The following is a 25,304-nucleotide window of genomic DNA, read 5'->3' as shown; positions in this document are numbered from 1 at the left end:
AATCATGAATCCTGCCGCACGACGCCGTTGCCGGCCGCTGTCCGTTCTGCTGCTGTCGCCACTGGCGGCCATGGCCGAGCCTGCGCCCACCGCCCTGCCCGCGGTGCAGGTGCAGGTGGCGCGGGTGCCGGGTATCGACCCGTTTGCGCTGCCGGCCAGCCTGGACACGGTCTGGATCGACGCCAGCCGCGCGGGCACCGGCGCGCAGCTGTCCGAGGCGCTGGCCGGGGTACCGGGGCTGCTGGCACGCGACCGGCAGAACTTCGCCCAGGATACGCAGCTGTCGATCCGTGGCTTCGGCGCGCGCTCGACCTTTGGGGTGCGCGGGGTGCGGGTGTTGATCGACGGGGTGCCGGCGACCATGCCCGATGGCCAGGGCCAGCTGTCGCACGCCAGCTTGTTGGGCGCCGAACGCATCGAGGTGCTGCGCGGGCCGTTCTCGGCGCTGCACGGCAATTCCTCCGGCGGCGTGCTGCAGGTCTGGAGCGCGCAGGGCCAGGCCGGCGACCCGTGGCGGCTGCGCGTGAACGCCGGCGCCGACAGCACGCTCAGTGTCGGCGCGCAGCTGAAGGGTGCCGGCCAAGCGCTGGACTACAACATCGCCGCCAATCACTTCCGCACCGATGGCTGGCGGGACCATAGCCGCGCGCGCCGTGAATCGCTCAACGCACGTATTGGTGGTGATCTGGGCGGTGGACGGCTCGAGCTGCTGCTCAACGCGCTCGATGCCCCCGATGCGCAGGATCCGCTGGGCCTGAGCCGTTCCCAGGTGGCGGCCGATCCGCGCCAGGCCACGGCAGTGGCTCACCAGTACAACACCCGCAAATCGGTGCGCCAGCAGCAGGCTGGGTTGCGTTGGACCCGGGAAACCGACACCCAGCGCTGGCAGCTGATGGGCTATGCCGGGCAGCGTGAGGTCACCCAATACCTGCCGATTCCGCCGACCGCACAGGCCAACCCGTTGCATGCGGGCGGCGTGATCGATCTGGACGCGGGCTACGGCGGACTGGACGCGCGCTGGGGCTGGCATGGCGACCTCGCCGGCCGACCGTTGGACCTGGTGGCCGGGCTCAGTGCGGACCGCCAGCGCCAGCACCGCACCGGCTACGAGAACTTCATCGGCAGCACCCTGGGCGTGCGTGGGCGCCTGCGTCGTGACCAGATCGACGTCGTGCAGAACGTGGACCAGTTCGCCCAGGCCTGGTGGCAGTGGAGCCCGCGCTGGTCGTTGCTGGCTGGGCTGCGCCACAGCGCCGTGCGATTCGAATCGAATGACCGCTACATCACCGGGCGCAATCCGGACGACAGCGGCCACCGTCGCTATCAGGCAACCACGCCGGTGGCAGGTGTCAGCTTCGAGGCCAGCCCGCAGTGGCGGCTGCACGCGGCCGTGGGCCGGGGCTTCGAGACGCCTACCTTCAATGAGCTGGGTTATCGCGCCGACGGCCAGGCGGGATTGGCACTGGATCTGGCGGCCGCGCGCAGCCGCAATCTGGAGATAGGCAGCAAATGGCACGCACAGGACGGAACCCAGCTTGATATCAGCCTGTTCCGCGCAGATACCGACGATGAGCTGGCAGTTGCGAGCAACTCTGGTGGGCGCAGCACCTATCGCAACATCGGCCGCACCCGCCGCCAGGGTGTGGAACTTCAGTACCGAAAGCCGCTGGCCGAGCAGCTGGAACTGCAGCTGGCATGGACATGGCTGCAGGCGCAGGTGCGCTCGCCGTACCTGACCTCGAACAGCGTGGTCGCTGCGGGCAGCCGCCTGCCTGGTGTGCCGCAGCAGCAGGCCTTCGCCAGGCTGCAGTGGACCCCCGCCGACTGGCAATGGGCGCTGGAGGCCTCCGCCAGCAGCGATACCGTGGTCAACGACGTGGCCACCGAGCGTGCGCCCGGCTTTGCCCTGCTGCATCTGGAAGCCGGCCGTCGCTGGACGCTGCCGGGTGGCGAGCTGCGCGCCTTCGCCCGGCTGGAAAATGTGCTGGACCAGGCCTACATCGGCTCGGTGATCGTCAACGATGGCAATGGCCGCTTCTACGAGCCGGGACCGGGACGGCGGGCCAACGTCGGCCTGCAGTGGTCGTGGCGTTGAAGGGGTAGTGCCGGCCGCTGGCCGGCATCGCGCGGTGCAGGACGTCAGGAGGTTGCCTGCCAGCGGCCGGCGCTACCGTCAGTCGGGGGCCTTGGCCGGCACGAACGGCGAGGTCGGGTCGCTGGCCGGGAAGGTCTCCTCCAGCGCCTCATCCTGGTTGTCGCTGGCGCGCTGCTTGCGCTCACGCCGCTTGAGCGGGCTTTCCTGGCCGCCACGATGGCGGTCGCCGCCGTCCTTGCGGTCCAGCGCGGCCTGTTCAGACTCGCGCTTCACCGGCAGATGCTCTCCGGCATGCTCGGCATCGAAGAACGGTGCACCGGTGCCGCGGTAGTCGGCATTGTCGGCATCGCGCTTGCCGCGCTGCTCGCCGGGAATGGGCGGGTGGTTTTCGCGCAGCGGGTCTCGTGAGGTCTCTCGGCTCATGGTCTGGTACCTGCACTCGGGGGCTCCCACTACACCGCCCTGCAGGTAAAGCCGCCGCGAACCTGGCGTCATGAACATCTCGCTCACCCCCCGGTAACGGCACCGCGCGTATTCCTGCCCACCCGCCCCCGCTGCAGGAGCCGGCCATGCCCCGTCTTGAACGACCCGCACCGTCCGTGTTCAACGCCCTGCTCGATCCGCTCGGCCAGCGCACCGCGCAGCGCCGCACGCGCCGCCAGGAAGATCCGCAGGCGGTGGCGCAGGACTACCTGCAGTACATGCTCAGTGACTACGAAGAGCGCCGAGGCCAGAGCCACCGCAACTGGCGCGATCTGTGCCCGGTGTATGCCTTCGCGCTGACCACCCATGCCGCGGATTGGCCACGCGGTGACGCCGCCGATACCTGCGAGGAACTGGCCGAGCACTGGGAGCAGATGCGCGGGCAGTCGCGGTTGAGCTGGTCGCAGGCGAGGCCGGTGGTGGAGGACGCCTGGCGCGCACTGGACCATATTCCGGCGGCGGCGGTGAGGCCGTTGCTGCAGTAGTGCCGGCCGCTGGCCGGCAACCCCAGGAAACTTCAGTCCGCGAGCCTCAGCCGGCCAGCGGCCGGCACTACCGCTTTCCGTAGAACCCACGTGCACGGCACGGACACGGCTGGTTTACGCCCTCCGGCCCACGCTGGGCACCCTGCCCCGCCAAAGGTGCGCCCATGGCCCGCCCGATCTGGACCGGCACGTTGTCGTTTGGCCTGCTCAACGTGCCGGTGTCACTGATGTCCGGCGAACGCAAGGTCGATCTGCAGTTCCGCATGCTCGACTCCCGCGATCGCAAGCCGATCCGTTTCGAACGGGTCAACGCCGACACCGGTGAGGAAGTGCCCTGGAAGGACATCGTCAAAGCCTATGAGTACGACAAGGGCAGTTATGTCGTGCTGGAGGAAGGTGATATCCGTTCGGCGGCGCCGGAAAGCCACGAAGCGGTGGAGGTGGAATCGTTCGTGGATGCGGCGCAGATCGACCCACGCTACTACGAGAAACCGTATCTGCTGGTGCCCGGCAAGAAGGCCGAAAAGGGCTATGTGCTGCTGCGCGAAACGCTGCGCAGTACCGGCAAGGTGGGCATCGCGCGGGTGGTGGTGCGCACGCGCGAATACCTGTGCGCGGTGATGCCGCATGAGGACGCGCTGGTGTTGATGATCCTGCGCTATCCGCAGGAGCTGGTGGATCCCGAGGACTACAAGCTGCCCACCGGAAAACTGTCCGACTATCGCATCACCAGCAAGGAAACGGCGATGGCCGAACAGCTGATCGAGTCAATGGCCGGTGACTGGGATCCTTCGGATTATCACGATGAGTTCCGCGAGCGTCTGCAGCTGGTATTGAACAAGCGCATCAAATCCAAGGGCGGCACTACCCGGGTGGAAGACGAGCCCGCACCGCGTGAAGATGCCACCACCAATGTGGTGGATTTCATGGCGTTGCTTCAGAAGAGCCTGGACGCCAACAAGCGCACGCCGGCGAAGAAGACGGCAATGCGCAAGGCACCGGCGAAGAAGGCTGCGAAGAAGGCCGCCAAAAAGGCCGTAAAGAAGACCACGCGGCGCAAGGCAGGTTGAACCATGTCGCTGCACCAGTACCGGCGCAAGCGCAGACTGGGTGGTGGCGCCGGGCAGACGCCGGAGCCTGACGACACGCCCGCACGCGGCGATCCGAAGCGGCGGCCGACCTTCGTCATCCAGCTGCATCACGCAAGCTCGCGTCACTATGACTTCCGCTTGGAAATGGACGGCGTACTGAAGAGCTGGGCCGTGCCCAAGGGGCCTTCGCTGCGCGTCGGTGAGAAGCGGCTGGCCGTGGAGGTGGAAGATCACCCGTTGTCCTACGCCGGTTTCGAAGGAGACATTCCTGAAGGCCACTATGGCGCTGGCCACGTGGATGTCTTCGATCACGGCACCTGGGCCTGTGAAGGTGATCCACTGCAGGCGCTGGCGGCTGGAAAGATCGACTTCGTGCTGCACGGGCAACGCCTGGCCGGTGGCTGGAAGCTGGTGCGGACCGCGATGAAAGGACGCCAGGTGCAGTGGCTGTTGATCAAGCGCGGCGACGGGGAAGCGCGCGACGCGGAGGCGGATGACCTGCTGACGGCACCGATGCCGAAACGAACACCTGCGGCGAAGAAGCGTTCCGCAGCGAAGGCGGCGCATGCTGCACCCGTGACACGCACGACCACGCGCAAGGCCGATGCGCGTTGGCATGCACGCGCGCTGCAACTGCACGGCGCACGTGATACGCCCTATCCCCTTGGGTTCAAACCGCAGTTGACCGATCATCGCGACAGTGCCCCCGACGGCGAGCGCTGGCTGCATGAGATCAAGTGGGACGGCTATCGTCTGCTGGCCGATCTGCACGATGGCGAGGTGAAACTCCGCTCGCGCAACGACCTGGACTGGACGGTGGATTTTCCCGAGGTGGTACAGGCTGTGCAGGCGCTACCGGTGCGCGATGCGCGCCTGGATGGCGAGCTGGTGGTGCTGGACAAGGAAGGACGCAGTGACTTCGCAGCGTTGCAGCGCGTGATCGACGGCAGTTCAAAACAACCGCTGCGCTACATCGTGTTCGATCTTCCGGGCGTGGCCGGCGTGGACATCAGTCGTGCGCCGTTGCTGGAACGCAAGGCGCTGCTGAAGGATCTCATCGGGCCGGCGCCCGGCACACTGGCCTTCAGCGAACACGTGGTCGACCATGGGCCGCAGGTGTTCGACGCCAGCGGCAAGGCGGGATTCGAGGGCATCGTCAGCAAGCAGGTGGATGCTCCGTATGTGAACACCCGCGCGCGCAGCTGGGTGAAGGTGAAGCACGAAGACACCGACGAGTTCGTGATCGTCGGCCACACGGCACCCAAGGGTTCCCGCGTGGGGTTCGGCTCCCTGCTGCTGGCCACGCCGGACAAGGGCGGCTTGCGCTATGTGGGCCGGGTCGGCACCGGCTTCGACGACGAGCGCCTGCGCGCGCTGCTCAGGGCACTGCACCCTTTGGCAGTGAATACGCCCGTGCTGCAGCTGCCGGCGCATGTACCGTTCCGCGCCGCCAGCGTGCGCTGGGTGAAACCTGTGACGGTAGCGGAGGTGGCGTTCCGTGGCTGGGGCAAGGAAGGCCTGCTGCGCCAGGCCAGTTTCAAGCGGCTGCGCAGCGACAAGCAGAAGGAGGACCTGGGAATGAGCACCGCAGATGCCGAAACCGGAGGTGAGGTCCAGATCACCCATCCTGAGCGGGTGGTGTTTCCAAAGCAGAAACTGAGCAAGGGCGACGTGGCCGACTACTACCAGCGCATGGCGCGCTGGATCCTGCCCGAACTTGGCGGACGTCCGCTGTCATTGCTGCGCTGCCCGGACGGCGTGGGCAAGGCCTGCTTCTTCCAGAAGCATCATGGCCCCGGCCTGGGCGATGCGGTACATGCGGTGCCCCTTCAGCAGAAGAGCGGCCGCGAGGATTACGTCTACATCGACGATGCGCGGGGCCTGCTGCAACTGGTGCAGATGAACACGCTGGAGCTGCATCCCTGGGGGGCGACCGTGGCCGACCCGGAGCATCCGGATCGACTGGTATTCGATCTCGACCCTGGTGACGGCGTCAGCTGGGCACAGGTGAAAGCCGGTGCGCGCGACGTGCGTGACCGCCTGCAGCAGGTGGGTCTGGAGAGCTTCGTACGCCTGTCTGGCGGCAAGGGGGTGCACGTGGTGGTGCCACTGCAGCCCAAGGCTGGCTGGGACGAAGCCAAGGCATTCTGCGAGGCGTTCGCACAGGCGATGGCGGAGCAGGCGCCGGACCGCTACGTGGCGACGATGAGCAAGGCCAAGCGCAGTGGCGTCATCTTCATCGACTGGCTGCGCAACACGCGAGGCGCCACCAGCGTGTGCTCGTGGTCGCTGCGTGCACGCGACAGCGCCGGCGTGGCGGTGCCGCTGCGCTGGGAAGAACTGGCTCGGGTGAGCGCGGCCGACGCGTTTCCGATGGCCAAAGCGATGGCGCGCGCGAAGCGGCTGAAGGGTGACCCATGGCAGGGCATCGCGCGATTGAAGCAGACGCTGCCGTCGCTGAAGCGTTAGTGCCGGCCGCTGGCCGGCACCTGTAGGATGGGCGAGGTTGCCGGCCAGCGGCCGGCACTACCTGGATGCGCTCAGCGCGGATCGCGTGACGCGCGGCGACCGAACCACCAGCCGGCCAGCAGCTGCAGCGGCAGTGACGCCAGCAGCGAAATGACGAACCAGAGCGGGAAATCCGCGCCTGCGCTCCACATTGCGTAGGCGCAGCCGAGCGCGATCAGCGACCAGATCGAGAACCCATGCGAACGCGGCCAGCACGGCGCGTAGTAGGTGGCGAAGGAAATGCCGGCGATGCCGCCCAGTACGCTGAAGGCCAGGTCCCACCCCAGCTGCACGCTGTTGTTGTCCGGCGACATGCCCACCAGCGGGGGCAGCCAGCTGGCGACGCTGCTGACCAGCGCAAGCGACAGCACGCCGCCGATCAGGGCGACGAGGGACAGGAACAGGGTCTTGAGCAGGTCGGGCATGCGCGCATTGTACGGCTGCCACAGAGTGCCCGGGTTGCCGGCCAGCGGCCGGCACCACCGGGGGATAGGCATGGCCGCCGCGTCCGTGGGAGAGGGGGACGGAGCGACGGCGGCCATGCACAGGCGGTCAGGCGGCGAAGTCGAGCACCACGCGGCCTTCGATCGTGCCCGCATGCATGCGCGCGAACACGTCGTTGATGTTTTCCAGGCGGTCGGTGCTGACCGTGGCCGCGACCTTGCCTTCGGCAGCGAACTGCAGCGACTCCTGCAGGTCCAGCCGGGTGCCGACGATCGAGCCACGCACGGTGATGCCGTTGAGCACCATGCCGAAGATGTCCAGCGGGAAGTTGCCCGGCGGCAGGCCGTTGAGCGAGACGGTGCCGCCACGGCGGACCATGCCCAGCGCCTGCTCGAACGCCTTCGGCGACACCGCGGTGACCAGCGCGCCGTGCGCGCCGCCGATTTCCTTCTTCAGGAAGGCGGCCGGATCGGTGGTACGCGCGTTCACGGTGATCTGCGCGCCGAGCTGCCGGGCCAATGCCAGCTTGTTGTCGTCCACATCCACCGCAGCCACGTTCAGCCCCATCGCGCGGGCGTACTGCACCGCCATGTGGCCCAGGCCACCGATGCCGGAAATCGCCACCCAGTCACCGGGTTTGGTGTCGGTGACCTTCAGGCCCTTGTAGACGGTCACGCCGGCGCACAGCACCGGCGCGATCTCGACGAAGCCCACGTCCTTCGGAAGCAGGCCGACATAGTTGGCATCGGCCAGTGCGTACTCGGCGAAGCCGCCGTTGACCGAGTAACCGGTGTTGCGCTGTGTCTCGCACAGCGTTTCCCAGCCACCCAGGCAGTGTTCGCAATGGCCACACGCCGAGTACAACCAGGGGATGCCGACCCTGTCGCCTTCCTTGACGTGCCCTACCCCGCCTCCCACGGCCACGACGTGCCCCACGCCCTCGTGGCCGGGGATGAACGGCGGGTTCGGTTTCACCGGCCAGTCGCCCTCGGCGGCGTGCAGGTCGGTGTGGCAGACGCCACAGGCCTCGATCTTGACCAGCACCTCGCCCGCCCCCGGGCGCGGTACCGAGACTTCCTCGATCACCAGTGGCTTGCCGAACTCACGCACGACAGCGGCCTTCATGGTCGAATTCATGTTCGGATCTCCGTAGTGCGCTTGCCCACAGAATGACGCCGGCACGAGGCCGGCGCTTTGATCACGATCAAACCTTTGACGATTCGTGCAGCAGGTTCAGCTGGCCAGCACCGAGGCCTCGCGGGCCAGGCGCTCGATCGCATCCCAGTCGCGGGTCTGCAGCAGCGCCGGGGTGGTCAGCCACGAGCCGCCCACGCACAGCACGTTGGGCAGGTGCAGGAACTGCGGCGCAGTCTGCGCGCTGATGCCGCCGGTCGGGCAGAAGCGCATATCGGCGAACGGGCCGTGCCAGGCCGCCAGCAACGCAGCGCCACCGGCCTGCACCGCCGGGAAGAACTTGAAGGTGTCGTGGCCGTGCTCCAGGCCCAGGATCAGATCGGAGGCAGTGGCGGCACCAGGCAGGTACGGCAGGTCGGCATCACGCGCGGCGGCATACAGCGTCGGCGTGGCACCGGGGGACACCGCGAAACGCGCACCGGCCTCCTTGGCTGCCTGCATCTGCGCGGCGTTGAGCACGGTGCCGGCACCGATTACCGCATCGGGCACGGCCTCGACCATCGCCTTGATCGCATCCAGCGCCTGCGGCGTGCGCAGCGTCACTTCGATCACCGGCAGGCCGCCGCGGAACAGCGCCTGGGCCACTTCGACCGCTTCATTCACATCTTCGGGGGTGTACACCGGAATCACCGGTGCCAGCTTCAACAGCGCGCGCAGGCGCGGATCAGCGCTGGACATCGTCTTGCTCCTTGCCCGACCGGGCATCGCGGATCGCCGCCGGGTCCGGCAGCGCAGCGGCGCATGATGCCACGTGGCTCACGACGGTGCTGGTGGTGCCCCGCCCTGCCCCCGGCTCAGGCCGGGTCGGCCTGTAATGCCTGGATGCGGCGTTGGTACCAGTCACCACCGAGCGGATCGAACACCGCAGAGCGCTCCATCTGCGCCTCGTACACGTGTACCGAGATCGCCAGCGCTTCGTTGCTGGCGTTGCGCAGGGTGTGGTACTCGTGCGGCGGAATCAGGCTGCCGGCACTGCCGCAGCCCCCGCGCAGCACGGCGTGGCGGCGGAAGCGGCAGCGCTCACCGTTGCGCTCCAGCAGTTCATAGCGGGTGATCTCCAGCTCGCCTGACCACACTCCCTCCACACACCACATGGCATCGTGGTCGTGCAGCGGCGTGCCCTGCCCTGGGCCCCAGCTCATGGCAATCACGCTGTAGCCGTGTTCGCGGCTGTGGTACAGCGGGCGTCGCGCGTAATGATCACTGACCGGACGGTGTACGCACTCGGGCAATTCGATGCGGCTGTCCGCGATGGCTTCCTGCAGCGCCAGCTGCAGGTCGGCGGTGATGCGCTCGGCATCACCGGAGGTCATCGCCGCGTCGACCGCAGCGATCAACCTGTCGCGGCCACGGAACACCGGAAACGGAGAAGTCTGCAGGTCCATGCCCCGACTGTAGCGGAGCCTGGTTAAGGGAATGTTGGCGTTCGCGCGCGTCGCGCCCGCATTCAAGGTGAACACGCGCGGAAGAACGGTTCAGATGGACATCAAGTAGAGCGATCACAATGGAACCTCGCGCAGCAGAAGCGGTCGAACACGACGCGATCCATCTTCGCTGCGACATTCCGCAACTTCGCGCCCCACGGGCGCAAGGCTAGAATTCTCCGACTTACCTGGTTCTATACATGTCAGTGCGAATTATTAGCGATGCCGCGTTGCCGGCATCGAAGGGCAAGGCTGCCACGATCAACGACATCGCACGACTGTCGGGAGTTTCCAAGAAAACGGTTTCAAGAATCATCAACAACTCGCCGCTGGTGCGCAAAGATACCCGCGACAAGGTCGAGGCGTTGATGCGCGAGGTCGGTTACGTGCCCGACCCCCTGGCGCGCGGCCTCGCGTTCCGCCGCTCCTTCCTGATCGGCCTGGTGTATGACGACCCGGGCGCCCAATGCATCGTCGACCTGCAGCACGGCGCGCTGGAAGCGCTGCGCGGCACCGGCTATGAACTGGTCGTGCATCCCTGCGACAGCCAGTCTCCGGACTGCGCGCACGGCGTGCGGCGCTTCGTGCAGCAGCAGAAGCTGCACGGCGTGATCCTGGGCCCGCGTGCCTCCGAGTCGGCCGCATTGACGGAGATGCTCGACGGCATCGAATGCCGCTACGTCCGCATCAACGCGCATGTGTCGGATGACGAGGCACAGGCCGTGGTCACCCATGATCGCGACGGTGCAGCCGCGGCAGCGGGCTACCTGCTCTCGCTCGGCCACCGCGACATCGCGGTGATTGCCGGTCCGGGTGACCGCCGTACCGCACGCGAGCGCACCCATGGCTTCCTCGACCGGCTGGCGCAGGTGGGCCTGACGCTGCCGGGTGAACGCGTGCTGGAAGCGGGCGATACGTTCGAGTCGGGCGTGCATGCCGCCGAACGGCTGCTGATGGGCGGACAACGGCCCAGTGCGATCTTTGCCGGCAACGACGAAATGGCTGCCGGCGTGTACCAGGTGGCGTTGCGTGCGGGCATCGCGGTGCCGCAGCAGTTGTCGATCGTCAGCTACGACGACAGCCCGCTGGCGTCGCGGCTGTGGCCACCGCTGACCTCGGTGCGCCGCCATGTGTCCGATATCGGGCGCTTGGCGGCGGCGATGCTGGTGCAGGCCGACGTGCCGGATGCGCCGACCGCAACCAGCGTGCATCCGCAGCTGATGGTGCGCGGTTCCTGCCGGGCCGTGGACGCCTGATCGCCCTGCCCTCGCCTGCACTGCCGTGACGGTGCAGGCAGGCAGCAACGAAAACGGCGCATCCAGGTGCGCCGTTTTCAGTGCGAAGCGGTGTGTGCCGTTCGCCTACACATCGCCGCCGTCGGCCCAGCCTTCGCCGGTGCCCTTCTGGAACACGCGGTCATCGCCCTGCACATCGCCCGCCGGCAGATGCGCCTGATCAGACAGCGCCGCGTAGATCGGGGTGAAGTCCGGCGAGGTCGCCTGCATCAGCTGTTCGAAACTGTCGATGACGAAGTAGGTCTTCTGGAAGGTGTCGATGCGGTACTTGGTACGCATGATCCGCTGCAGGTCGAAGCCGATGCGGTTGGGCGCGGCCGATTCCAGCGAGTACAGCGATTCGCCCTTCGACGACACGATGCCGGCGCCGTAGATGCGCAGGCCGTCGGGCGTATCGATCAGGCCGAACTCCACCGTGTACCAGTACAGGCGGGTCAGGTTCTGCAGTGCATCCGGGCCGATCGCGTGGGCTTTGACGCCGCCACGGCCGTACGCCTCCATGTAGTCGGCGAACACCGGGTTCATCAGCAGCGGCACATGGCCGAACAGATCGTGGAACAGGTCCGGTTCGGCGATGTAATCGATCTGGTCCGGGCGACGGATCCACCAGGTCACCGGGAAACGACGGTTTGCCAGGTGGTCGAAGAAATCCAGTTCCGGCAACAGGCCTTCCACACCCACCAGCGTCCAGCCGGTGGCGGCGCCGAGCACTTCATTGAGTTGATCGAAGCGCGGAATCATGTGCGCGCTCATGCCCATTTCGTCCTGCGCATCCAGGAATTCCTGGCAGGCACGGCCGACCAGCAGCTCGCGCTGGCGCTGGTACAGCGTGCTCCAGGTGGCGTGGTCGTCGGCGCTGTAGGTGTCCCACGGCTGCTCGACGAGCGCGGTGGTATACACCGGCACGTAGCCCTTGTCGGTCTGCTGGTGTTCGACGCGGCGGGGCTGGGCGAGGTCCATGGGGCACTCCTTGACGGGATACCCACGATGCTAGGGCAGGGCGCGCGCAACAGGGTTGCAAAAGTTGCGCCGATTGGCCTTGTTGGCGCAATATCCTTGCGTACTCACCATGTTGCGGGGCAACAATGGCCGGAGAAGTCCAGTTCGATCGCACGGATATACGTCTGCTGGCTGAAATCCAGCGGGATGGGCGCGCCACCAACGCCGAGCTGGCGACACGGGTGAATCTCTCGCCCTCGGCCTGCCTGCGGCGCCTGCAGCGGCTGGAAAGCGAGGGCGTGATCGTCGGCTATGGCGCGCGGCTGGAACCGCGCCAGCTGCGCCTGGGCCTTCAGGCCTTCGTGCGCGTGCAGCTGGAAAAGCACGACCAGGCCGCCATAGGCCACTTCGTCGACAGCGTGCAGGGCTGGGATGAAGTGGTGGCCTGCCATGCACTGACCGGCGACATGGACTACCTGCTGCACGTCTACGTGCGCGACCTGGAGCACTTCTCGCACTTCCTGCTGGACCGGCTGCTCAATGCCGGCGGCGTGGCCGATGCCAATTCCAGCTTCGTGCTGCGCACGGTGAAGGGCTTCCAGGCATTGCCGCTGTCGCAGCTGGAATGAACGCGCCGCTGCGATTTGACGGCGCCGGGCGGGTAGCCGAGCATCTCCGCCCTGCGCGCGTCGCAGCGTTCCTTTCCGGTTCCACGCATGCCCGAACTCCAGCACCCGGTGCTTACCACCACGTTCCTGCCGCTGCAGCGCAAGTCGCTGGCGCGCTACGTTGCCCATGGCACGCCACCGCAGACCGCAGTGGAGCAGGCCGGCCTGATGGCCGCGCAGCTGTGCCGGACGCGCCTGCATCCGGCGGCCGAGATCGAGCGCCTGCTGCATGATGCCTGCGCGTTGTTTGCCGGCAACGAAGGCGCGGCTGCACAGCTGGCCGGGCCCGGTGGCGGTGGCCAACCGGAACTGGATGCCTGGCTGAGCGCATTGGCCGGCCACGGCGTGCTGCTGGCACCGGCGGAGATCCTGCAGGACGTCATCGCGCAGTCGCCACGGGAGTACCCGGGTCTGGCCCTGCAGCAGGCCTGCCAGGAAACCCTGGTCGAACATGAGATCCGCTTTCCCGCCACCTTTTCCAGTGACGACGACGAGGCCACGCTGGATGACGTCGCCGCCGCGGATGCGCGGTCGGTCGAGCACCATGGCCTGTACACCTCCGAGCAGGCCCGCGTGCTGCGCGCCATCGCCGCGAATCCCGATGAGCTGATCGACCTCGATGGCTATGCCGGCACCGGCAAGGGCCACCTGGTGCTGGCGCTGATGGAGGCGCGGCCGGGCCGCTACACCTACGTGGCGCCCTCGCGTGGGCAGGTGGAAGCCTTCCGCGCCCGCGTGCCGGCCAGCACTGCGGTGCGCCTGCTGACCCAGATCGAGTTCGCCAACCGCTTGGCCCAGCACGCCGCGCGCAGCGGCCAGACCGGTGGCTTCGTTGCCAGCTACCGGCGCAGCACCCGTACGCCGCGCGAGATTGCCGGCCGCATCGGCCTGCAGGGCATCGGTGGGCGCAGCCCGGAGCAGGTGCTGCTGACCGCGTTCGAGGCCATCAACCGTTGGTGCGCGTCGTCGGCAACGGGCTTGGCGTTCCAGCATTTCGACCGTTCGGTGCCCGCTGCGATGCTCGATGTGTCGCCGTACATGGCTGCCGCCGAGCACGTCTGGCGCTGCATGTTCGACGCCGAGCTGCAGCGGGGCACGCTGCTGAGTCTCAGCCCGGCGCACATCGGCAAGTGGCTGGCGCTGCGCGGCGTCACCCCCCCGCAGGACATGGGCGTGCTGCTGGTGGACGAGGCGCACGACCTGAGCCCATCGTGGAAGCAGGTGCTGGCCACGCATGCGCCGGGCGTGGTCAGCCTGGGTGACCCACACCAGTGCCTGACCGGTACGGTGCCGCGCTGGGCCGCGTCGAAGGTGCTGGAAATGCACCAGTCGGTGCGCCAGGGCAACCAGGTCGAGGGCCTGGTCAACCAGACCCTGGCACTGGATGGACTGGGCCAGGACAGTGGGCCGTTCGTCGGTGCCACCGACCGCGCCACCGGTGTGCTGCATTACCGCGACTGGGCGCAGGTGCCGAGCGAGGGCCTGCGCATCCATGGCAGCGTCGCCGATCTGGCCCTGGACGCGGCACAGCTGCACGCACTCGGGCTGCGGCCCTACCTGCATCCGGCATCGCTGCGCGCGCTGCGCAGCGTGCTGCAGCGGCCGCTGGATGCGTGGCGCCGGCGCCGCGACAGTGCATCGGACCAGGAATGGGAGCGCTTCCTGGCCACGCAGGCCGACGAAGGGCAGGGCGCGCTGGTCGAACTGTTTGCGTCTGCCGATCGGGTGCAGTCACTGCTGCTGGCGCTTGATGACCAGGACACGCCCGCTGAAGGGCGGGTGGCGCTGTGCCTGGCCGAACACGCGAAGAACCTGCAGTTCGACGTGGTCTCGCTGTCGCCCGGTTGCTTCAGTGCGGGGCAGGGCGGGCGCATCTGGCACAACCCGGTGCGCGCGGTCTATCTGGCGCTGACCCGTGCGCGACGCCAGCTGCACGTACCGGGCGATGGCGTGGAACAGCTGCAGCACACGGCGACACTGCAGGAGCAGGCCCGCCAGATGCGCAGGCGCGAGCGGCAGCAGGCCAGCGGTTACCGGCCCGCGCGCTAGCACGCGCGTCGCTGTCTGGCAGCGACACGCTGGCTCAGGTCAGCACTTGTCCTTGCGGCCCATCAGCTTGCCCAGGCGCGAGGCTTCCTCGCACTTCGGCGCGGCCACCGGTGCCGGTGCGGCCGCCGCGGCACGTGCGCGCTGCAGCTGCTGGATCTTCGCGCGGATCTGCGGCATGGCTGCCATCGCGGCCTTTTCGCCTTCCAGGATGGCGGTGCCACGCTGGCTGAAATCGGCGGCGCCGATGTCCAGCACCTTCGGGCGGATGACGATGTCGGCGCGCGCCAGTTCCTGCTCGCCCAGGCGCTGGCCCATGATCGAGATGGACTGGTTGACGATGCCCAGCATGTCGGTCGGCGCCTTGCCGCTGGCCTTGCTGGAGATGTCCACGGCGATCACGAAGTCGGCGCCGAGCTGGCGCGCGGCATCCACCGGCACCGGGCTGACCACGCCGCCATCGATGTAGTTGCGGCCGCCGATCTTCACCGGTTCGAACACACCGGGAATGCTGCTGGACGCGCGCACCGCCTGGCCGACGTTGCCGCGCACGAAGATCGAGCGCTCGCCGGTTTCGAGCTGGGTGGCGACGGCGGCGAACGGCTTCTTCAGGCGCTCGGCAGGACGGTTGGCAACCTGCTCGTTGACGTAGTCCTGCAGCTTCTGGCCCTGCACCAGGCCGCCGGAGAACAGGCGCACGTCGCGGATGCTGGCTTCGTCCAGTGCCACCGCCTTGCTCTGCATCTGGAACGCGTCCATGCCGCTGGCGTACAGCGCACCGACCACGCTGCCGGCGCTGGTGCCGGACACCACGGCCGGTTCGAAGCCGTTGGCCTCCAGCATCTTGATCACGCCGATGTGCGCGAAGCCCTTGGCTGCGCCGCCACCGAGGGCGATGCCGATCTTCACCGGCTTGGCCTGCGGCACCACGGTCGGCGCCGGCGGCGGTGTGGGGCGGACCGGGTCGCCACCGCAGCCGGCCAGCAGGCCGATCAGGGCGACGGACAGCAGCATGCGGGGGCGGAACAGGCTCATCGGCAGTGCGCTCGCGGCGCCGGATTCAGGAAAGGGCGCCAGCATACCGAAGCCGTGGCGGGGCGGGCAGGGTAGGAAACATCGCCCATTCATAAAGGTAGTGCCGGCCGCTGGCCGGCAATCATTGGGAACCTGGCAACGGTTCATGAGGCTGCCGGCCAGCGGCCGGCACGACCGGGGGCGGTCAGAACCGGTTGTCGCCGTCCAGCATCCGGCCCAGGCCGCCCAGCACCGAGCCTTCGCCGCGGTTCTGGCCACCGCCCTGCGGCGCGGCCATCCACATGCGGCCGGCCAGACGCGAGAACGGCAGCGACTGCAGCCAGACCTTGCCCGGGCCAGTCAGCGTGGCCAGGAACACGCCTTCGCCACCGAACAGCATGCTCTTGATGCCGGCCACCCGGCGCACATCCATGTCTACGGTCGGGTGGTAGGCCACCACGCAGCCGGTATCCACGTCCAGCCGCTCGCCGGCCGCCAGCTCGCGCTCCACCACGCAACCGCCGGCATGAATGAACACCCAGCCGTCGCCTTCCAGCTTCTGCATGATGAAACCTTCGCCGCCGAACAGGCCGGTCATGATCTTGCGCTGGAACTGCACGCCGATCTGCACGCCGCGCGCGCCGGCCAGGAAGCTGTCCTTCTGGCAGATCAGGCGGCCGCCATGCTGGTCCAGCTTCATTGCCAGCACGGTGCCGGGGTAGGGCGCGGCGAAGGCGACCTTGCCCTTGCCGTGGCCGCTCTGGGTGTAGACGGTGGCGAACAGGCTCTCGCCGGTCAGCACGCGCTTGCCGGCGGCCATCACCTTGCCCATGAAGCCGCCGCCCTGGTCGCCGTTGGCGGCGCCGAACACCGTGTCCATCTGCACGGTGGCATCCTTGAACATCAATGCGCCGGCCTCGGCAATGGCGCTCTCGCCGGGATCAAGCTCGATCTCCACGAACTGCATTTCATGGCCGACGATGCGGAACTCGATGTCGTCGGCGCGGCCGCTGGCCGCGGCGGGGACCGGCGGCGGGGTGTTCGGCATGCCCGGGGCCGCGGACTGCAGTTCGGGCACCTCGGCAATCGAGGTCCACCCGCTCATGCCCTGGCACCAGGCCAGGGCGCGCGGGTTGGCCTGCGCATAACGGCGCGCGGCCTCGTCATCAAGCGGGCCGATACGCTCGGCCTGGGCGGAGGCATGGAAGTACCACTGGGTCATCGCGGCGGCTCTGCAGGGCTGGAAAACCCCGAGTCTAGCGAGGGCGCGGGGGCCGGGGCGACGCGGCCATGAACGGCAGGCATTTGCGGGGCAGGTGCTGTATTGCAACAATTATCTGGTAGCGCCGTTTTACCACCCCTCCAAACACAGCCTACCGCCATGTCTCCGACCCGCACTTCCCGTGGCCGCCTTCCGGTCGCGCGCCCCCTCGTTGCCGCTCTTTCCGCCCTGTTGCCGCTGGTAGCAGCCGCCCAGGAAACTCCCGCTGCCAAGGATCCGGTTGCCCTTGATGCCCTGCAGGTGACCGCGCAGCGCCGCGTCGAGAACGCCAAGGACGTGCCGGTCGCGATCAGCGCGATCCAGGGCGAGAAGCTCGATGTGCTGGGTTCGGCGGGCGATGACATCCGCTTCCTGGCCGCGCGCGTGCCCAGCCTCAACATCGAGTCGTCCTACGGCCGTGCCTTCCCGCGCTTCTACATCCGTGGCCTGGGCAACACCGACTTCGACCTCAATGCGTCGCAGCCGGTGTCGCTGGTGTACGACGACGTGGTGCAGGAAAGCCCGCTGCTGAAGGGCTTCCCGCTGTTCGACCTGGCCAATGTGGAAGTGCTGCGTGGCCCGCAGGGCACGCTGTTCGGCCGCAACACCCCGGCCGGCGTGGTCAAGTTCGATTCGGCGCGCCCGTCGCAGGATGCCGACGGCTACGTGCGCGTGGGCTATGGCAGCTACAACAGCTGGAACGTGCAGGGCGCCTATGGCGGCCCGCTGACCGACCGCTGGTCGGCACGCGTCTCGGCCATCTACCAGCGCCGTGACGACTGGGTCGACAACACCCGCGCCGGTGCGCCCAACAGCGGTTTCGAAGGTTATGACGAAGCCGCCGGCCGCGTGCAGTTCCTGTACGAAGGCGACGACTTCGAAGCGCTGTTCAACCTGCACAAGCGCAAGCTCAACGGTACCGCGCGCCTGTTCCGCGCCAACATCATCCAGAAGGGTGGCAACGGCCTGGTCGAGAACTTCGATCGCGACAAGGTTGCCAACGATGGCGTCAACTTCTCCGACCTGGAGACCTGGGGCGGCAGTGCGCGCCTGCAGTGGAACCTCGGTTCGGTGACCCTGCACTCGATCACCGGTTATGAAACCGCCGAATCGCTCAATCGTGGTGACATCGACGGTGGCTACGGCGACGCATCGCTGGGCGCTGGCAACTATGGGCCGGGCTTCATCCCGTTCTCGTCGGAGTCGGCCGACGGCCTGCCGCACCATCGCCAGTGGACGCAGGAGTTCCGCGTCGAATCCAACGAATGGGGCCGCTTCGACTGGCAGGCCGGCGTCTTCTATTTCGACGAAGACGTGACCATCAACAACTTCAACTACAACTCGTTGAAGCCGGGCAACCCGCAGACCGGCCATGTGGTGCAGAACCAGCGCAACAAGGCATGGGCGGTGTTCGCCTCGGGTGACTTCGATGTCACCGACCGCTTCAAGCTGCGCGCCGGCGTGCGCTACACCCAGGACAAGAAGGACTTCAACGCCAGCGTGCTGCAGGCCGTCCTTCCGTTCGGCACCCCGGTCAGTGGCCCGTACCTGGCCAACACCGACGTCAACGACGTCAGCTGGGATGTCAGCGGCGTGTACAAGCTGACCGACAACGTGAATGCCTACGCCCGCGTGGCCAAGGGCTTCCGTGCGCCGTCGATCCAGGGCCGCCTGGCCTTCGCGCCGGGCCTGTCGCAGGCCGATTCGGAGAAGGTGATCTCGTACGAAGCCGGCATCAAGGCCGACCTGTTCGAGCGCCGCGCGCGCCTGGGCCTGAGCGTGTTCCGCTACAACGTTGACGGCCAGCAGTTGATCGCGGTGGGCGGCACCAACAACACCGCCACCCTGCTCAACGCTGACAAGACCATTGGCCAGGGCGTGGAGCTGGACCTGGAAGCCTATCTGGCTGACAACGTGCTGCTGACCTTCGGCAGCAGCTACAACGACACCGAGATCAAGGACAAGGATCTGGCGGTAGCGATCTGCGGCGGTGGCTGCACCATCAACGACCCGACCACCGTCATCAACGGTGGCACCTATGCGCTGGTGAACGGCAACCCGCTGCCGCAGGCGCCGAAGTGGATCCACAACGCGACCCTGCGCGTCGGCTTCCCGCTCAGCGATGGCAGCGAGCTGTATGCCTACACCGACTGGGCCTACCGCAGCGCGGTGAACTTCTTCATCTACGATTCGCCGGAATTCCGCGGCCGTAGTTCGCTGGAAGGCGGCCTGCGCCTGGGCTACAACTGGGATTACGGCCAGTACGATGTGGCGGTGTTCGGCCGCAACCTGACCAACCAGACCCGCGTGGTCGGCGCGATCGACTTCAACAACCTGACCGGCTTCCTCAACGAGCCGCGTACCTGGGGCGTGGAGTTCACCGCGAAGTTCTGATGCGGTGGCTGCGTTGATGCAATGAAGAAGGGCCGGCGCAATGCCGGCCCTTCTGCTTTACACCCATCGGTAGTGCCGGCCGCTGGCCGGCAACAATTGAACCGTCAGGCGCTTACAGCGCGCTCTGCGGGCGCACCTTCAGCACCGCTTCCTCGGCCGCGCAGTCGCGGCTGGAGTGCAGGCCGGCCTTGCGCGCGGCAGCGATCTCCTTGCGTGCGGCCAGCAGGTCCTTGTTGAACGCGGCGTTGTCATGCAGGCGGGCCACGGCGGCGGCGCCCATGAAGCGGCCTTCGAGGATGTCGCTCTGCCAGTGCACGTTGCACACCAGGCGGCTCTCGCCGTAGTTGCGGCCGCGCGCCTGGATGGCATCGGCGCGATCCGGTGCGATCTCCGACAGGATAAGGGCCCAGGCCCAGCCGATCGAGGTGTGGCCGGACGGGTACGAGCCGTTCTTGCGCAGGCCTTCTTCGTCCTTCGGCGAGCAGGTCGGTTCACCATTGACCATGAACGGGCGTGGGCGCTGGTAGTGGTTCTTGGCGGCCTTGGTGGCGGCGCTGGCGTCGATCCGGCTGCGCTCCAGCAGGCGGTACAGCGCCGGGGTCTTCACCGCATCGACGTCGATGTCGGCGGCGCAGGAGAAGTGGTTGGCGCCTTCGGGGAAGCCGAGTTCCGCATCGACACCGGCCTGGGCGAAGCGCGGGCTGCCACGCAGCGCGCGGGCTTCACGGCTGACCTGTTCGTCGAGGGCGAGGGCGGCCGAACCGGCCACCGGCGGTGCTGGCACCAGGTCGAGGCTGGCCGGTACCGCGCTCTTGTCCAGATAGCCCACCGCCTTGGTGGTGATGTTGGCTTCGACGGCGGTCGGCTTGGCGGCGGTGGCGGCACAACCGGCCAGGGCCGCGATGACGGCAAGGCCGAGCAGCGGGCGGGCAGGGTGGGAAATCAGCGACATGGACAGGCTCCGGAGGAAAAACATCGCGCCATGATCGCAGCCCGTATACGACACCGCAGTGGCCATCGGTCATACGGCCAGACCCGGCATGGTCATCCCGGCGATATGAAAAGCGTCATCGAGTGACGTCAGTCTCCTGAATCCGGGCGCAGCGCACGGACTTTCACGCGGCCTCGCCGCGAGCATCGGCACAACGGCAAGCACCAGGGGCCGTCCAGTTCCAGCCGGGTCGGGGGGATCCGTTGACAGAGGGAGAGAAGCGATGCGCAGCACCGCAACAGGAAGTACCGTCCTGGCCCTGCTCCTCGGGCTGGCAACCGCGCCGGCACAGGCGGCCGACGTGGTCGGTGTGGCCTTTGTGCATGGCACCGGCGCACAGACCAACGCCACCCAGGACTACTGGCAGCCGGCGATCATCGACACCGTGCGCCAGGGCCTGCCGAACAGCAGCAACTACGTCGTCATCAACTGTGACTTCACCCAGTACATGTGGAAGCCGGAAGCGGCCGGCTGCCTGGCCAATCAGCTGACCGGCTTCATCGACAGCCGTGGCATCACCCAGCTGGTGGTGATCACCCACTCCAACGGCGGCAACGTGATGCGCTGGATCCTGTCCAACCCGACCTATGACAGCCGCTATCCGAAGATCATCCGCACGGTGCGCAAGGTCAACGCGCTGGCACCGTCTTCGGCCGGCACGCCGTTGGCCGATGCGGTGCTCAACGGCAACACCTTTGAAACCTCGCTGGGCTGGCTGCTGGGCTACAAGAACGACGCCGTGCGCCAGCAGCAGGTGGCGAGCATGGCCACCTACAACGCGCAGAACCTGTACGGCACCGCTGGTCGCCCGGCGCTGCCCAAACCGTTCCGTGCGGTGGTGGGCAGCGATGTGGAATCGGCGGTGTGGGACAGCAACAGTTACTGCGGTGGCTATGCCGCCAACGTCGGCCTGGAGTTCACCCAGAACTGGCTGTCGTCCTGCTCCGATGGCTTCCTGGAGTGCAGCAGCCAGAAGGCCGCCGGCACCACCTGGTTCACCGACAAGGCGCGTACCCAGGGTGCAGAACCGCTCAGCCACAACCAGAGCCGCCGCGAGTGCTTCGGCCTCGGCACCCTGCTGCGCAACGACCTGACCCAGTGAGGGAGACGACCATGACGATTCAATCCACCCTGCTGGCCGGCGCCACCCTGGCAGTGCTGTCCCTTTCCGTAGCGCAGGCCGCGCAGCCGCTGCAGGCCGCCCGTGCGGGCGATCAGGTGCCTACCGCCCTGGTAGCCGCGCCGCTTCCCGCCGATGAGAGCGAACACGCGCCACTGGCCTTTGCCTGGGCGCTGGACCCCGCACAACCGCTGCAGGCGGCCACGCCGTATGCCTCGGTCAGCCGCAGCTACTGGCAGCAGGTTGATGGCACGCAGCTGCAACGCGGCCTGGACCTGCCACTGACGGCGCCGGATGCGGTGATCCAGCTGAGCCCGGCCGACGGTGCCCGCGCGCTGCCGGCCAACACGCTACAGGTGCGCGACCCGGCCGGCCGCAGCAGCGTGGCGCGCAGTGTCGATGCGCGCGCGCTGCAGGACGCCGGCATGCCGGTCAGCGATGGCAGCAGCATGCTGCGTACCGGCGCGACCAGTGCCGTCGGTGCCTACACGCTGCAGAGCGCGCAGGCCCAGGGCCGCTACGTGGTGCAGGTGCTGGAGCCGAACAGCCCGCTGCGGCTGGAAGTGCAGGCCAACCAGGCGCAGGTGCTGGCCGGTGGCAACGTGCAGCTGCAGGCACGCCTGCTGGAAGACGGCGCCACCACCGCGCAGCTGGCATCGCGCCGTGGCGGCCTCGGCGGAGAAGCCCTACTGGTCGCGCCGGATGGCCGCAGCTGGCCGCAGCGGTTGCTGCGCACCACCGATGGCAGCCTGCGCGCGCAGGTGCGGATCCCCGCCGATGTCGGCAGCGTGCAGGGTCTATGGGAATTGCAGGTGTTCGCCCAGGCCGACGGTGTGCTGCGCGATGGCAAGGTCGCCTTTGCGGTGGCACGGCCGACTGCCCGCTTCAGTGGACAGGCCGCGCCGGACCCGGCCAGTCGTCAGGTGGCACTGCCGCTGCAGGTGGCCGCGGCCGGACGCTATGAGGCGCGGGGCACGCTGTATGCCACCGCCCGCGATGGCCAGTTGAAGCCGGTCGCACAGGCACATGCGGCCGCGTGGTTCGATGGCCCGGGCGCAGGCCAGCTGGTGCTGCCGTTCGACCAGGCGGCGTTGCCGGCCGGATTCGGTGCGCCGTACGAGCTGCGCGACCTGCAGCTGCAGGACCAGAGCCGGATGGCACCGATCGAGTCGCGCGCACTGGCGTTGCGGTTCTGAGCAAAGCGGTGGCGGGCCGGAACATCCGGCCCGCTGCCCCGCCTTCTGTAGAGCCGAGCCATGCTCGGCTGCTTCTGCTCGCGGCGAACGGCAGTCGAGCATGGCTCGACTCTACAGACGGTTACGGAGAGCGATGCATCTGTCTATCCCGCGTACGCGGTCAGTCGGCCTTCCTGCTCGACCACCGTGATCGCGCCGCCGAACACCGCCGACAGCGGTTCATTGCGCAGCAGTTCGGCACGGGTGCCATCGGCCAGTACGCGGCCGTCGCGCAGCAGCACCACCCGCTCGATCTCGGGAATGATCTCTTCGATGTGGTGGGTCACCAGCACCAGAGTGATGCCCTGCTGCGCCAGTACCCGCATGGTCGCCACCAGCTGCTCGCGGGCGACCAGATCCAAGCCGGTGGAGGGCTCATCCAGCAGCAGTGCCTGCGGCCGGTTGACCAGCGCGCGGGCGATCAGCACGCGGCGGGTCTCGCCGGCCGACAGCTCGGCGTAGGCGCGCTCACGCAGCGACAGCGCGCCGGTCATCGCCAGTGTCTCGCCGACGCGTGCACGCATGTCGGCGGTCACCTCGCGGAAGGCCGGCACCACGTAGCTGGCGAAGAAGCCGGACAGCACCGCCTGTTCCACGGTCAGCCCCGGCATGTCGGCCAGGTTGCTGCTGAGGTCGCCGGTGACGATGCCCAGCTGCGAGCGCAGGCGATCCACCTGCCAGCGGTTCTGGCCCAGCACCTTCACCGCCACCGCGCCGTCGCCCTGGGCCAGCGGGTACAGCTCGCGGGTGATCAGCTTGATGAAGGTCGACTTGCCACAGCCGTTGGGGCCGAGCAGGGCGGTGTGCTGGCCCTGCGCGATGCGCAGGCTGAGCCCGTGCAGCACCTTCACCTGGCCGCGCACCACGGTGGCGCGGTCCAGTTCGATCAACGGCGGCAGTTCCCCGGCGGACGGGGCAACGGTAACGGCGCAGGCGCGCGGATCAAGGCTCGACAACTCAGCTCCCCAACTGTGAACGGTGCCACGGAAGGCAGTGGAAATCACCGCCGCAGGGATGCAGTTTGCAACGCAAGCGCCCATGATGTCTGCCATCCCCGCGTCGATCCGGAGAGCCGTCATGCCAGATGCCCTGATGTCCCTGTTGACCGGTGGTGTGCTCGGCCTGGGCTGGTGGGCCATGCTGGTCGTGCTGCTGGTCTTCACCCAGATCACCATCTTCTCGGTGACGCTGTACCTGCACCGCAGCCAGGCTCATCGCGGGGTCGATTTCCACCCGGCGCTGGCCCATGTGTTCCGCTTCTGGCTGTGGCTGACCACCTCGATGATTACCCGCGAGTGGGTGGCCATCCACCGCAAGCACCATGCGAAGGTGGAAACCGAGGACGACCCGCACAGCCCGGTCACCCGTGGCATCGGCAAGGTGTTCTGGCACGGCGTGGAGCTGTACCGCGAAGCCCGCGGCCAGCGCGCGGACATCGAGCAGTACGGGCGCGGCACCCCGGATGATGCGATCGAGCGCCGCCTGTATACCCCGCATGCCACGTTGGGGCCGGTGCTGTTGTTCGCGATCAATACCGTGTTGTTTGGCCTGCCGGGCGTGGCCCTGTGGGCGATCCAGATGGCATGGATCCCGTTCTGGGCGGCAGGCGTGGTCAACGGCCTAGGCCACTGGTGGGGCTACCGCAACTACGAATCGGCCGATACCTCCACCAACCTTACGCCGTGGGGCGTCTGGATTGGTGGCGAGGAGCTGCACAACAATCACCACGCCTTCCCCAGCTCGGCGCGCTTCGCGATGCGGCGCTGGGAGTTCGATATCGGCTGGAGTGCGATCCGCCTGCTGCAGGCGCTGCGCCTGGCCAGGGTGCTGCGGGTGGCGCCGGCCATGGACGTGCGCCCGAACATTGCCGTGCCCGATGCCGAAACCCTGAAGGCGCTGCTGTCGCACCGCTTCCAGGCGATGACCGATTACCAGCGCAATGTGTTCATGCCGGCCCTGCGCGAGGAAGCCGTGCAGGCCGGGGCCAAGCTGCGCCGCCTGCTGCCACGCCGGCTGCGCCGTGGCCTGGTCAACGATGGCCGCTGGCTGAAGCCGGACAGTCGTGCCCAGCTCAGCGAATGGGTGGCACAGCGCCCGCGCATCCGCACCCTGGTCGAGTACCGCGCGCGGCTGGCGGCGCTGCTCGAGGCCCGCGGCCACGATGCCGCCGAGCGCCTGCATCAGTTGCAGGCGTGGTGCCGTGAGGCCGAGGAAAGCGGGATCGCCGCGCTGCAGGCCTATGCCGCACGGTTGAAGGGCTACAGCCTGGTGGGCGCGTGAGGACTGGGTATGGGCTTGCGTTGACGATGCTGCTGCCGGGCGCGGCGCTGGCCCAGGTCACCGACACCACCAGCTACCTGCAGCGGATGGACAACGATGGCGACGGCCGGGTGAGTGAATCCGAATACGTGCAGTGGATGCTGTATGCCTTCGACCGCATGGACCGCAATGGCGATGGCGTGCTGAGCGCAGACGAGCTGCCCGGCGGCAAGGGCAGGGCGATCAGCCGCGAGCAGCAGCGGCAGGTGATCGTGCAGCGTTTCCACAAGCAGGATGCCAACGGTGATGGCGTCCTGGATGCCCGTGAACTGGCGGCACCGCCACGCTGAGCGGGCGT

General features: G+C 67.7%; 22 protein-coding genes. 12 read left to right on the top strand and 10 right to left on the bottom strand.

Features of this window, described 5'->3' with window-relative positions:
• Window positions 1-4 precede the first annotated feature (4 nt).
• Window positions 5-2,095, top strand: coding sequence for a TonB-dependent receptor family protein (locus AC5O77_RS05790; protein WP_494506563.1), 2,091 nt, complete (start codon window positions 5-7; stop codon window positions 2,093-2,095).
• Between the two features lie 78 nt (window positions 2,096-2,173).
• On the opposite strand, the gene AC5O77_RS05785 is transcribed toward AC5O77_RS05790, so the two are convergent.
• A complete protein-coding gene (locus AC5O77_RS05785; RefSeq protein WP_494506562.1) occupies window positions 2,174-2,518 on the bottom strand; it encodes a hypothetical protein in 345 nt (114 codons plus the stop codon).
• 146 nt (window positions 2,519-2,664) lie between these two features.
• Between AC5O77_RS05785 and AC5O77_RS05780 the strand changes: the two genes are divergently transcribed.
• The 3 genes from AC5O77_RS05780 (at window position 2,665) to ligD (ending at window position 6,623) form a co-directional block, all read left to right on the top strand.
• On the top strand, window positions 2,665-3,063 hold the full coding sequence (locus AC5O77_RS05780) for a hypothetical protein (RefSeq protein WP_010487387.1): 399 nt from the start codon (window positions 2,665-2,667) through the stop codon (window positions 3,061-3,063).
• A 164-nt stretch (window positions 3,064-3,227) separates the two neighbouring features.
• Window positions 3,228-4,133: a non-homologous end joining protein Ku gene (gene ku / locus AC5O77_RS05775; protein WP_049422360.1), complete on the top strand. Its 906-nt coding sequence runs from the start codon at window positions 3,228-3,230 to the stop codon at window positions 4,131-4,133.
• Between the two features lie 3 nt (window positions 4,134-4,136).
• Window positions 4,137-6,623, top strand: coding sequence for a DNA ligase D (ligD, locus tag AC5O77_RS05770; protein ID WP_494506561.1), 2,487 nt, complete (start codon window positions 4,137-4,139; stop codon window positions 6,621-6,623).
• A gap of 71 nt (window positions 6,624-6,694) precedes the next feature.
• On the opposite strand, the gene AC5O77_RS05765 is transcribed toward ligD, so the two are convergent.
• From AC5O77_RS05765 to AC5O77_RS05750, 4 genes are all read right to left on the bottom strand, one after another.
• Window positions 6,695-7,087, bottom strand: a complete 393-nt coding sequence (locus tag AC5O77_RS05765) for a hypothetical protein (protein WP_494506565.1) — start codon at window positions 7,085-7,087, stop codon at window positions 6,695-6,697.
• Between the two features lie 127 nt (window positions 7,088-7,214).
• Window positions 7,215-8,243 (bottom strand): alcohol dehydrogenase AdhP, encoded by a 1,029-nt coding sequence (adhP, locus tag AC5O77_RS05760; RefSeq protein WP_197587404.1) that lies wholly within the window; start codon window positions 8,241-8,243, stop codon window positions 7,215-7,217.
• Between the two features lie 96 nt (window positions 8,244-8,339).
• Window positions 8,340-8,978 (bottom strand): bifunctional 4-hydroxy-2-oxoglutarate aldolase/2-dehydro-3-deoxy-phosphogluconate aldolase, encoded by a 639-nt coding sequence (gene eda / locus AC5O77_RS05755; protein ID WP_180837733.1) that lies wholly within the window; start codon window positions 8,976-8,978, stop codon window positions 8,340-8,342.
• Between the two features lie 116 nt (window positions 8,979-9,094).
• Entirely contained in the window at window positions 9,095-9,685 is a 591-nt protein-coding gene (locus tag AC5O77_RS05750) for a cysteine dioxygenase family protein (RefSeq protein ID WP_049399007.1), read from the bottom strand.
• Window positions 9,686-9,924: 239 nt separating this feature from the next.
• Here AC5O77_RS05750 and AC5O77_RS05745 point away from each other — a divergent pair, with 239 nt between their 5' ends.
• Entirely contained in the window at window positions 9,925-10,980 is a 1,056-nt protein-coding gene (locus tag AC5O77_RS05745) for a LacI family DNA-binding transcriptional regulator (protein ID WP_494506560.1), read from the top strand.
• 105 nt (window positions 10,981-11,085) lie between these two features.
• On the opposite strand, the gene phhA is transcribed toward AC5O77_RS05745, so the two are convergent.
• Window positions 11,086-11,979 carry a phenylalanine 4-monooxygenase gene (phhA, locus tag AC5O77_RS05740; RefSeq protein ID WP_032129265.1) on the bottom strand — a complete coding sequence of 298 codons (894 nt, stop codon included), beginning with the start codon at window positions 11,977-11,979 and terminating at the stop codon, window positions 11,086-11,088.
• Between the two features lie 125 nt (window positions 11,980-12,104).
• Here phhA and AC5O77_RS05735 point away from each other — a divergent pair, with 125 nt between their 5' ends.
• Together AC5O77_RS05735 and AC5O77_RS05730 are read left to right on the top strand one after the other, a co-directional pair.
• A complete protein-coding gene (locus AC5O77_RS05735; protein ID WP_004153377.1) occupies window positions 12,105-12,587 on the top strand; it encodes an Lrp/AsnC family transcriptional regulator in 483 nt (160 codons plus the stop codon).
• A gap of 87 nt (window positions 12,588-12,674) precedes the next feature.
• A complete protein-coding gene (locus tag AC5O77_RS05730; RefSeq protein ID WP_494506559.1) occupies window positions 12,675-14,675 on the top strand; it encodes a hypothetical protein in 2,001 nt (666 codons plus the stop codon).
• Window positions 14,676-14,714: 39 nt separating this feature from the next.
• Here the strand turns inward: AC5O77_RS05730 and AC5O77_RS05725 are convergent, their stop codons facing one another.
• Entirely contained in the window at window positions 14,715-15,707 is a 993-nt protein-coding gene (locus AC5O77_RS05725; RefSeq protein WP_049399033.1) for a patatin-like phospholipase family protein, read from the bottom strand.
• A 184-nt stretch (window positions 15,708-15,891) separates the two neighbouring features.
• A complete protein-coding gene (locus AC5O77_RS05720) occupies window positions 15,892-16,908 on the bottom strand; it encodes a TIGR00266 family protein (protein ID WP_032129262.1) in 1,017 nt (338 codons plus the stop codon).
• 159 nt (window positions 16,909-17,067) lie between these two features.
• On the opposite strand from AC5O77_RS05720, the gene AC5O77_RS05715 reads away from it, so the two are divergent.
• Window positions 17,068-19,341 (top strand): TonB-dependent receptor, encoded by a 2,274-nt coding sequence (locus AC5O77_RS05715; protein WP_478057834.1) that lies wholly within the window; start codon window positions 17,068-17,070, stop codon window positions 19,339-19,341.
• A gap of 112 nt (window positions 19,342-19,453) precedes the next feature.
• On the opposite strand, the gene AC5O77_RS05710 is transcribed toward AC5O77_RS05715, so the two are convergent.
• Window positions 19,454-20,293 (bottom strand): acid phosphatase, encoded by an 840-nt coding sequence (locus tag AC5O77_RS05710; protein ID WP_049399001.1) that lies wholly within the window; start codon window positions 20,291-20,293, stop codon window positions 19,454-19,456.
• 262 nt (window positions 20,294-20,555) lie between these two features.
• Between AC5O77_RS05710 and AC5O77_RS05705 the strand changes: the two genes are divergently transcribed.
• The gene (locus AC5O77_RS05705; protein WP_032128674.1) at window positions 20,556-21,434 is read left to right on the top strand and encodes a hypothetical protein; all 879 of its coding nucleotides are present in this window, start codon (window positions 20,556-20,558) and stop codon (window positions 21,432-21,434) included.
• 11 nt (window positions 21,435-21,445) lie between these two features.
• Complete coding sequence (locus tag AC5O77_RS05700; RefSeq protein ID WP_478057833.1) at window positions 21,446-22,648, top strand: DUF4785 domain-containing protein; 1,203 nt, start codon at window positions 21,446-21,448, stop codon at window positions 22,646-22,648.
• 143 nt (window positions 22,649-22,791) lie between these two features.
• Here the strand turns inward: AC5O77_RS05700 and AC5O77_RS05695 are convergent, their stop codons facing one another.
• On the bottom strand, window positions 22,792-23,643 hold the full coding sequence (locus AC5O77_RS05695; RefSeq protein WP_478057832.1) for an ABC transporter ATP-binding protein: 852 nt from the start codon (window positions 23,641-23,643) through the stop codon (window positions 22,792-22,794).
• A gap of 121 nt (window positions 23,644-23,764) precedes the next feature.
• Between AC5O77_RS05695 and AC5O77_RS05690 the strand changes: the two genes are divergently transcribed.
• The gene (locus AC5O77_RS05690) at window positions 23,765-24,967 is read left to right on the top strand and encodes a DesA family fatty acid desaturase (protein ID WP_478057831.1); all 1,203 of its coding nucleotides are present in this window, start codon (window positions 23,765-23,767) and stop codon (window positions 24,965-24,967) included.
• On the top strand, window positions 24,964-25,296 hold the full coding sequence (locus tag AC5O77_RS05685) for an EF-hand domain-containing protein (RefSeq protein ID WP_478057830.1): 333 nt from the start codon (window positions 24,964-24,966) through the stop codon (window positions 25,294-25,296). Before AC5O77_RS05690 ends, AC5O77_RS05685 begins: the two co-directional genes overlap by 4 nt.
• The last annotated feature ends 8 nt before the right edge of the window (window positions 25,297-25,304 follow it).

Source organism: Stenotrophomonas sp. INTA L402-1 (genome assembly GCF_059295135.1).
The sequence above is the reverse complement of the archived record's forward strand: the minus strand, read 5'-3'. Positions and strand labels throughout refer to the sequence as shown.